This is a genomic window from Deltaproteobacteria bacterium, assembly GCA_009692615.1.
GTDB lineage: Bacteria > Desulfobacterota > Binatia > UBA9968 > UBA9968 > DP-20.
Map to the genome: position 1 here is coordinate 44,957 of SHYW01000028.1, position 7,527 is coordinate 52,483.

The 7,527-nt window shown below is 56.4% G+C and carries 9 protein-coding genes; 1 reads left to right on the forward strand and 8 read right to left on the reverse strand.

Annotated features, from left to right (window positions below):
* Positions 1–19 precede the first annotated feature (19 nt).
* The 8 genes from EXR70_09180 to EXR70_09215 all read right to left on the reverse strand — a co-directional run bounded on the left by EXR70_09180 (position 20) and on the right by EXR70_09215 (position 6,166).
* Positions 20–1,132 carry an extracellular solute-binding protein gene (locus EXR70_09180; GenBank protein ID MSP38648.1) on the reverse strand — a complete coding sequence of 371 codons (1,113 nt, stop codon included), beginning with the start codon at positions 1,130–1,132 and terminating at the stop codon, positions 20–22.
* Entirely contained in the window at positions 1,129–1,437 is a 309-nt protein-coding gene (locus tag EXR70_09185; protein ID MSP38649.1) for a hypothetical protein, read from the reverse strand. The genes EXR70_09180 and EXR70_09185 overlap by 4 nt, the downstream gene beginning before the upstream one ends.
* On the reverse strand, positions 1,434–2,288 hold the full coding sequence (locus EXR70_09190; GenBank protein ID MSP38650.1) for a DUF692 domain-containing protein: 855 nt from the start codon (positions 2,286–2,288) through the stop codon (positions 1,434–1,436). Before EXR70_09190 ends, EXR70_09185 begins: the two co-directional genes overlap by 4 nt.
* A gap of 459 nt (positions 2,289–2,747) precedes the next feature.
* Entirely contained in the window at positions 2,748–3,197 is a 450-nt protein-coding gene (locus EXR70_09195; protein MSP38651.1) for a TIGR04222 domain-containing membrane protein, read from the reverse strand.
* 199 nt (positions 3,198–3,396) lie between these two features.
* Entirely contained in the window at positions 3,397–3,951 is a 555-nt protein-coding gene (locus EXR70_09200; protein MSP38652.1) for a nucleotidyltransferase domain-containing protein, read from the reverse strand.
* A gap of 59 nt (positions 3,952–4,010) precedes the next feature.
* Positions 4,011–4,199, reverse strand: coding sequence for a hypothetical protein (locus tag EXR70_09205; GenBank protein ID MSP38653.1), 189 nt, complete (start codon positions 4,197–4,199; stop codon positions 4,011–4,013).
* A gap of 117 nt (positions 4,200–4,316) precedes the next feature.
* Positions 4,317–5,333: a hypothetical protein gene (locus tag EXR70_09210; GenBank protein ID MSP38654.1), complete on the reverse strand. Its 1,017-nt coding sequence runs from the start codon at positions 5,331–5,333 to the stop codon at positions 4,317–4,319.
* Positions 5,334–5,449: 116 nt separating this feature from the next.
* Positions 5,450–6,166: an RluA family pseudouridine synthase gene (locus EXR70_09215; protein MSP38655.1), complete on the reverse strand. Its 717-nt coding sequence runs from the start codon at positions 6,164–6,166 to the stop codon at positions 5,450–5,452.
* Positions 6,167–6,393: 227 nt separating this feature from the next.
* On the opposite strand from EXR70_09215, the gene EXR70_09220 reads away from it, so the two are divergent.
* Positions 6,394–7,038: a DUF374 domain-containing protein gene (locus EXR70_09220; GenBank protein ID MSP38656.1), complete on the forward strand. Its 645-nt coding sequence runs from the start codon at positions 6,394–6,396 to the stop codon at positions 7,036–7,038.
* The last annotated feature ends 489 nt before the right edge of the window (positions 7,039–7,527 follow it).

A 7,527-nucleotide genomic window follows, 5' to 3' on the forward strand; every position in this document is an offset into this window, starting at 1 on the left:
GCGATGTCATATTAGCTGACTATTTGAATACTTCCTCGGCGATCTTCGCCGACTTGGCCCAATAGGTGTTGATCGTGTCTTCGCCGTAGTTTTCCAAGCGATTGTTTTCTTCGACGGTGAGAAAATCTTTCGATCCGCGCACGCCATGGGCGACCATCCATTTGGTGTCGACATCGATACGGCGCGTCGCTTGGCCCATCGCCTTGCCGTAGATTTCTTGGCCCTCTTTGCTGAACAGCCAGTTGATAAAAACTTTTGCCGCGTTCGGATGGGATGAATTTTTTACGATGGATGTAGCACTGCTGCCGCAACTGGTGTAGGTGCCTTCTTTCATGTAGGGCAGCGGTTTGACCGGCAGGCCGGCCTTCAAAAACGGTGCGAAGGTGTAATAGGTGAGGCCGATGGTGACGGCGGTTTTGCCTTTGGCGAGGCTGTCGGCGAGTTGGCGTTGATCGCGCGACAAGAACATTTCCTGGGCGGCCAATCTTTTCAAAAATTCTTCGCCTTTGATCTTTAGAAAAAATGCCCAGGTCGCCGTGCCGGCCCCCGGCGAACGCGGATCGAGAATGCCGATCTTGCCTTTCCATTTCGGATTCAACAGATCGTCGTAGGAGCGCACTTCGTCGGCTTTCATCAGCGTCGGGTTGTGCCAAATATTTTCCGACTGGTAGACCTGAAAGGCGTAGATATACTTTTTCGCGTTGTCGAGCCAGACGTGGCCGCCGAACCAGCGCTTGGGATCTTTGACTTCGGGGAGAATCAGCAGCGGCTCGGCCGGTTCGAGAATCCCGGCGTTGGGCAGATTGAACGGCGTCGAGGTGCCGCTGATCAAAAGATCGAAGTCGCGCACGCCGGCGGCATGCTCGGCGGCGATCTTGGCGGCGTTGGACGGCCCGCGCGCGTTGGTGAGATCGAGTTCGATGCCGGGAAAGCGTTTGGGAAATACTTCTCCTATAGCTTTGCGCAACTCCGCGCTCGCCGGTATCGCCGCCACCAACTTGCCTTCTTTCTTGGCGGCTTCGACGGTTTTCTCCCACTCAAGTTGCCATGGCGCTTTGGTTTCGGCGGCGAATGCCTGGCTTGTGCTAAACCATGTCGCAGCGATTACAACTAGCCAGCTTGCTTTCATCATGATCGTCTCTCGCTCCCTTCGATAATCTGCCGAGATAAGCCGTTTCTAGCGCAGAAACAGTTTCGGCGAAACCACTGGGACAGTCGATAGGGAAGGCTATTAATGATGCGACCGGCGCGCTTCTTGGCGTAACTGTCGCTGGCTAGTTCGAGGCCGACGAGGTCGATAGTTTCAAGTGCTATGCAATCCGCTTCGCTGAGCCCGGCGTCCATCGCTGCGCCACGCGGATTGTCGAGAAACCGTTGACGCGCTAGTTCGTCGACGTAGAGCTGGGCCAAGAAGGCTTCCAATCGTTGCGGACTCATGCGGCCTCCGTTGTTATCTCGTTGCGAGCCAAGGCTAGGACATGCCGCGCGCGGTTGAGTTGTGTCAGCAGTACTTCGATGGGTGGATAGCGGCCGTCACGTTCGAGAATGACGGTCAGCTCGTGATCGGCCCGACGACCGACATGGGCTAAGAGTGCATACCCTTCATCGGGAACGTCGTGCAAATGATCGTCGAGCAAGCGGCGCTCATGAGTCGATTTTGCCGTGATCCAGCGGCCACCGGCGAGATGAATGGCGTGAATGCGTTCTTGGGGTAAACGGTCTATGTAGTCGTAGGCATCGAAACCGAAATTAGCCGAGTTGGCATAAAGGTTGTGCAGGTCGAGAAGCATAGGACAGTTCGCAGCCGCGAGAACCTCAACTGTCCAATCTACTTCGCTCAGGGCGCTGCCTGGCGGATCTATCAAAGTCGCGATGTTTTCGACCATCGGTGCCGCGCCGGTAATCGATTTCGCCATTGCTAGATTGCCCGCGGCGCCAGCGATGGTCGCCGCGGTTCGAGGCGGCGCGGCGAGATGGCCGATCTCTATGCTGCCGCCGCGCACGAAGGCCAGATGTTCGGACCAGAATTCCGGCTGCACTTCATCGATGAGTTTGGCGGTTCGTTCCAAACGTTGCCGTTCAACTGGCACAGCCGAAGCGAGACCTAATGTGACGCCATGCAGCGCCACCGGGACTTGCTTCGCCAAAGTCGTCAGCGCCCGGCGGATTTTTCTCGGCGCCGCGAAATAGTCGTCGGCGATCACTTCGACGATATCGATCTTCTCGAGATGGGTCAAAATTCCCGCGGCAAGTTCCGGCCGCCAGCCGAAGCCAAAGCGATCTTTCATGATTTAGCTACCGCCGCCACAGCCACCTCCGCCACCGCAGCCGCTACCACCCCCACCGCAGGAGCTGCTAGAGCATGATGAAGAACAGCCATGACCGTATCCGTGAGAACCAGAACCTGTCGTAGACGAAGACCTGCGCCGTTCTACAAATTGACGCGCGGCGGAAAACTTCGTGACTGGCAAAGCGCTAATGCCAAATACCGCCATGAGCAAAGCCGCTTCACCAGTCGCGCCGCCGGGCATGATCATGGATGCGCGATTTTTCAACGACTGGAAGAGCGTCTGAATGTCGGCCAACAAGACATCGCCACGGGCAGTGCGGAAAGGGTTATGTTGTTTGACGGCTAGGTAGCAAAAGAGCGCGGCAAGAAGCGCGAGAAAGAGTACGTTGTGTCGTCCTCGTAGCGCCGCAGCGCCGATGCTACCAAGGGCGAAGCTCAGCAATACCGCTACCGCGAACTAGAGCAGTAGCTTGCGCGTTCGAGCAATATCTTTATCCGGGAGTAGGTGAAGTTGCTCAAGGGTTTGCTTGTATTCGGTTGTGTTCTCTCTGATTGTGCGACTGTCAAAAAAAACGGACAGGCCGGTCGCTGCTTGGGCTCGGCGCAGTACTGCGGCCTCTACTGGGCGGCGAACCAAATCGATGGCTTTGTCGCTCTCTAGACTTATGTGATAACCGTCAAATTTTAAAAGTCGACGGTCGATGAGTGAGACCACGGCAACCCGCATCGTTTCGATCTCGCCGCCGCGCAGGTATGCGAGCAAATAGGGATCGGAGTAATCAATCCGCGGCGACGGTCCGGATTCGACGAATCGCCGTAGGAGATAGTGGCCGAAAAGGACGACGGTGCCGACCATCAGGTAAAAAACTAAGAACTGCGGACCGGTAAGCTCGAAGGGGTTGTCCATTAGGTTATCCTAATCGACCGATTTCAATCCGGAGAGCAGCGGCGATTTCAATCAAGCGCAGCAGTGTGATGCCGGCGACGCCTGGGGGCAAAAGTCGTGATTCGCGCGCCTCAGAGAGTCGTGACAACACTTCATTCCATTCTTTGTGCGGCGAATGCTTGATAACGTTTTCGAGAGCTTCTTTGCCGGACTGGATCGACTAGCCTTGTAACTCCAGCAGCGTCGCTGCGGTGGAGCGTAGCGGTCCCGCCGCTTCGGCTACGGCTAGCGCCAACTGTTCCTCGCGCAGGCCACGCATGACATAGGCTTCGCGCAAGCGCAGAACCAGATTCAAAAGCACCTGATCGAGTCGCGCAATGACGACTTCGCGTGGAATCGTGATGCCGACAAAGGGGTCGGTGCCGAATAGGATCTTGCGGCGGCGCAGAATGTCGGAGAATTTTTCGGCGAAAGCAGTAACCGCGGCCGGCAGCTCGGAGTCGGTAATGAACATCGGACTCAAGCGGATCGCCGCTTGGGCGACCCGCAGCGGTTGGCGCAGGGTTTCGGCGCGGCTGGCATCGAATGTTGTTAGCAGGAGCATGACGTTGACATCGGAGGTTGCGCGCAGTCGACCCTCGGCGGCGCTGCCGAAAAGAACGATCGACTTGAGATCTTGCGCGAAGACGGATTGCGCCGCTTCAATGAATTCCTTCAACACGCTGGCAACCTGCGCTGGAAGAAGGGACAACGGATCGGATTCGGTTGTAACCACGACGTGCCTCCGTAAGGTGTAGCTTTTGCGAGGAATCTAGCAGAAATGAAATTGCCTTGTCATCCCCGCGTGGCGTTCACGCCGCCGGGTTTTTTGAAGCGGCGCGAGTGGCGGCTCCAGTCGCAGCCGCAACTTTTACAGTACCATTCGGACATGCCTTCCCATTCTTCGCGGTCGGCGATCATGGCTTTTCCTTGCTCGATCGCTTTTTGTTGCGTCTTGGTCGGGATGCCGTGGATGATCGGCACGACGGAACGCGATTCGCACTCAGGGCAGAGCGGAAGGTGCTTCGGCGATTTTTTCCTAGCTGATTTACGAGCCATCGAGGCGAATCGTTCGATGATGGAGTTTTACTTTTATCGCTGTCAGAGAGTCTTCCGTACCTCATTCGCCACGTCGACGAGCAGCTTTGCTTTAGCGTTGGCCAGTTCTCGCGTGATCGTCATCAAGCCGCAGTCGGGTGCGAGCCAGAGATTTTTCGGTTCAATGTATTTCAACGCCGTGCGCACGCGGTCGGCGACTTGCTTGACCGACGGCAGCGGCGCGTCGCTAGGATCGACGCAGCCGAACATGACGATGCGGCCCTTGGCGATGCTCAGCACTGCCGGATCGTAATTACTGCGGGCGAACTCGACGCCGAAGCCGCCGATCCTGGTTTTCATCAACTCTTCCAACAACTCGGGATATTCATACTCATGCTGCCGATTGGGGTTGCCGCCGGGATAGCCGTAGCAGAGATGAACCATCGTCGGTATCGTGATCCCTTCGAGACAGCGGTCCAGCGCCTTGGCGCCGTAGGCGAAAACTTTTTCGTGATAGCGCGTCATGGCCGGCTCGTCGATTTCCAACACATCGCAGCCGGCGGCTTGCAGGTCGCGGAGTTCTTCGTTGATCGCTGCCGCGGCATCCATCGCCATCGCCGCTTCGTCGCCTTTGTAGAACTCGTCCAGGGTGCTGTCGACGATCGTCATCGGTCCGGGCACGTCCATCTTGATCGGCTTGTCGGTCTGCGCCTTGGCGAACTTAACGTCCTCGACGATGGCTGGTTTACGCCGCTTGATCTTGCCGACGATGCGCGGCACCGGGCGCGGTTGCTCGCGCCGGCGATAAATCGTCTTCACCGCTTCATGTTCGAGATCGATACCGTCGAAGGAAGCGAGCACATGATTGATAAATCCCGTGCGCCGCTGTTCGCCATCGGAAAGCAGGTCGAGGCCGATGCGCTCTTGATTGTGAATGCTCAGCACCGTGGCGTCATCCTGCGCTTGTTTGAGTTCCGCCCCTTCGATACGAAACACGGCGCGGCTGCGGTCGTTCTGCGCCAACCAACTGGGGCGCGGGAAGCTGCCGATGGTGGTGGCGGCGATGGGCGGAAGTTGCATGGGTGACCTCCGGAAAAATTTGTCCTCAAGCTACACAGGGCGGGGGGGAAAGACAAGTTGAATTCGGGACAGGAGTCAGAATGCAGAAGTTGCGGAGTGGACAGAATATGTCTTGTTCACACGCCAGGTGTCGTCTCCCAACGGCCGACTAGCGTTTCAAAAAATGGCGGTACTTTCGTTTCGCACGTCATCCGCTCGCCCGTGAAGGGATGGTTGAATGAAATCGATCGGGCGTGCAGCGCTAGACGTTGGTGGCGTTTGGGTTCTTTCCCATATCGATCGTCGCCGACCACCGGATGGCCGATGCCGGTGAGATGCACGCGGATCTGATGCTTGCGGCCGGTCAACAGATTGATTTCCAGCAACGAAAAGTCTCGGGTCTCTTTGATAACTTTGTAAGCGGTGTGCGCCAGCTTGCCCTTACGCGGGTCTTTGGTTTCGTACACGCTATAAGCTTGGTTCTCCGCCAGATAGGAACTAAGGGTTCCATCGCGTTTCTCGCAGCGGCCATGGACGATGGCGAGATAGGTTTTCTTGGTGTCCGACCACTGGCTCTGCAATTTAAATTTCACCTCTTCGCTTTTGGCAAAGATCAGCACGCCCGAAGTCTCGCGGTCGAGCCGATGCACGACGAAAACCCGATTGCGAGATTTCGCCACGCCCTTGCGAACGTAGTCGTTGAGAATGAAGTGCGCCGTGCGCGATTTCTCGCGATCCGTGCCGATGGTCAACAGGCCCGCCGGTTTATCCACCACGATAATATCTCGGTCTTCGTGAATAAGCGCGAGTCCTCCCGGCAGAAGTTTGCCACTCGGCCTCGTGTGTCTACGCATCTTCAGTCTTAGTCTGTTGTATTAGATCGGTTAACCAGACGCTACAACCCTGGATATTCGCGCCATGCGCAAACCCTAGTCGAGCCCAATGCCTTCAGTCAAGAAAAAATTAGTATTGTGTCCCCGGAATTCTCGTCAGCGTGCGCAAGGCGCGGAGCATGGAGTAATGAAGGAGAAAACAGTCTGGCGTGTTGAATTAAACTAATGTAGCCGTTAAGGATACTAACGTGACTCGTTTGACATTTCTTACTCACTTGCTCGGAATCAGCACAGCGCTGCTGCGCACAACCTTGCGCGTCGAGCTGATAAACAGCCGGTACTATTCGGATCTGAAGGCCCGTCGCGTGCCTATTCTCTTAGCCCTTTGGCACGGCCGCATGTTTCTGGTCATCGATGCGCATCGAAACGAAAACATGGTCACCATGGCTTCCAAGTCGAGGGACGGCAGTATCATCGGGTGCTGGCTTGAAAGCCACGGTTATATAGTGACGCGCGGGTCGACTACACGCGGGGGAAGCGAAGCTTTGCGCCACATGGTCCGCAAGGTACGCTTGGGGCATAACGCGGCTCTCACCGTGGACGGCCCTCAAGGACCCGCCCGAGTCGTTCAGGCCGGAGTCGTACGGCTAGCGCGGATGACCAAAGCCTGGATTCTGCCGATCAGCTTTTCAAGCTCACGGCCATTGTTTCTGAGATCCTGGGACCGCTATCTCGTGCCAAAACCTTTTTCCCGCAACGTTGTTGCCTACGGCGCGCCGTTCGCGGTTCCACCGGAAATGTCGGACGAAGTAGCTCTCGCGAAAATTCGTGCGGCGCTCGACGCGGTCACCGCTGAAGCCGACCGGAGCGCCGGCGCCCGTCCTCGGTCATGATCGCGTTGCCGACGTTCAATTAGATTCGCAAAACATCACGCAACGGCGCGGCTGGTCCTGGAACGATTTGAACGCTTATGAGTTATTGAACTATTGAACCTTGAACGCATGAACCGGTGGAATCCTTGACGCACGCTTGGTCCGCGGCTCGACAAGAGCGGATTTATCGATCGGTTGTAAATGGGGAACCGAGACAAATTGAGTTAGTAGAGTTAGGCAAGTCAGACACCGGAACTTCCGGATGCGGATTGTAAAGCCGCCGAGCAGCGGCTAGCGTAGCGCTTTGTTAGCGATCGAACGGCGTGTGGGTGAAGTTTGAGATTGATGCGGATAGATTTTCCGTGATGGCGACAGCGCAATGCGGCTTCGTAGCCGCTTGAAAACGTGTGAGGCTTGATAGATAAGAAAGTTGTGCGACCAGGGGATCAATCATCCTGACGCGATATAGACCAGCTTTAAAACCTCAGACTGTCTCGTCTGTCAAGCCTG

Excerpts from the sequence above, each read along its gene's own strand:
- EXR70_09180 (MSP38648.1), bottom strand. The coding sequence starts at position 1,132 with ATGATGAAAGCAAGCTGGCTAGTTGTAATCGCTGCGACATGGTTTAGC.
- EXR70_09185 (MSP38649.1), bottom strand. The coding sequence starts at position 1,437 with ATGAGTCCGCAACGATTGGAAGCCTTCTTGGCCCAGCTCTACGTCGAC.
- EXR70_09190 (MSP38650.1), bottom strand. The coding sequence starts at position 2,288 with ATGAAAGATCGCTTTGGCTTCGGCTGGCGGCCGGAACTTGCCGCGGGA.
- EXR70_09195 (MSP38651.1), bottom strand. The coding sequence starts at position 3,197 with ATGGACAACCCCTTCGAGCTTACCGGTCCGCAGTTCTTAGTTTTTTAC.
- EXR70_09210 (MSP38654.1), bottom strand. The coding sequence starts at position 5,333 with ATGCAACTTCCGCCCATCGCCGCCACCACCATCGGCAGCTTCCCGCGC.
- EXR70_09215 (MSP38655.1), bottom strand. The coding sequence starts at position 6,166 with ATGCGTAGACACACGAGGCCGAGTGGCAAACTTCTGCCGGGAGGACTC.